Consider the following 1,166-nt stretch of genomic DNA (forward strand, 5'->3'; position numbering starts at 1 on the left):
GTCTCCAACACAGCAGGCACTTACGTCTGCAACCACATTTTTTATCAGGTACAGTATATGCGGGATAAGATGTTTCCCGATATTAAGGCCGGCTTCATGCATATTCCATTTTTGCCGGAACAGGTTGTCACTCGTCCGGAAACACCAGCGTTGTCATTGGATGATGATGTTTTAGGCATCACTGCCGCTATCAAGGCCATCGTGTCCCGTGACGGCAAAGGCGATATCGAAACGATTGAAGGCAAGGATCACTAAAAGCCTGTTTAGTGTTTTTGGACTATTATCAAATAAATAGACATAAAAAAGAAAAGCGTTCTAATCGTTTTTCCTTTTTTATCAGATGTTCAGAAAATGGTCATTTTCTGAACACTCTTCTTTTCCTATTAAATTTCTCAAAATCATTTACATTCCTTGTTCATTAACCCGTAATTTATTCTATGTTCATTTATATATATATTTCTAAGTTATGATACAATAAATTAAAATGAAGGAGAAAAAAATGAATATCGGATATGCACGAGTTTCAACTGGACTTCAAAATTTGGATTTACAAAAAGATAGTCTAAAAAAATATAACTGTGAAAAAATATTTACTGATCATATGTCAGGAAGTAAAAAAGATAGACCTGGATTAAAATCCGCGATCGAATTTTCTCGTCCTGGAGACACGATCGTTGTTTGGCGATTGGATCAACTAGGTAGAAATATGGAAGATCTCATTAATATTGTTAATTCTCTTAATAATAAAGGGGTAAGTTTTCATAGTCTACAAGAAAATATTACAATGGATAAATCAAGTTCGACTGGACAATTGATGTTTCATTTGTTTGCGGCTTTTGCGGAATTTGAGAGAAATCTTATTTTGGAGCGTTCTGCCGCTGGTAGAGAAGCCGCACGTGCAAGAGGACGACTTGGAGGAAGACCTGAGAAATTTTCGGAGCAAGACGTAAAGCTTCTTAAAACCTTGGTAGAAAGTGGTACGCCAATTAAGTCGATTGCGGATTCTTGGGGAGTGTCAAGAACAACGATTTATAGGTATATAAATAAATGAAAATTTTCTCAATCTCCTTATCCCTTACTAGAAGCCTAGTATTGATTAACCGTTCTTTTAATCGTTGTAAATATTTAAAAGCTCCTTTAGTTTCATAAAGGAGCTTTTATTATTA

1 protein-coding gene and 1 pseudogene are annotated in these 1,166 nt (G+C 35.4%); both read left to right on the forward strand.

Translation table 11 applies throughout. The annotated features are described in order from the left end of the window. Positions 1 to 255: pseudogene (locus AB0O34_RS36980) on the forward strand (pyroglutamyl-peptidase I); the annotation flags it as partial. A gap of 244 nt (positions 256 to 499) precedes the next feature. Continuing rightward, positions 500 to 1,051: a recombinase family protein gene (locus AB0O34_RS36985; RefSeq protein WP_363923687.1), complete on the forward strand. Its 552-nt coding sequence runs from the start codon at positions 500 to 502 to the stop codon at positions 1,049 to 1,051. The last annotated feature ends 115 nt before the right edge of the window (positions 1,052 to 1,166 follow it).

The organism is Sphaerisporangium sp. NPDC088356, from assembly GCF_040685555.1.
Taxonomy (GTDB): domain Bacteria; phylum Actinomycetota; class Actinomycetes; order Streptosporangiales; family Streptosporangiaceae; genus Sphaerisporangium.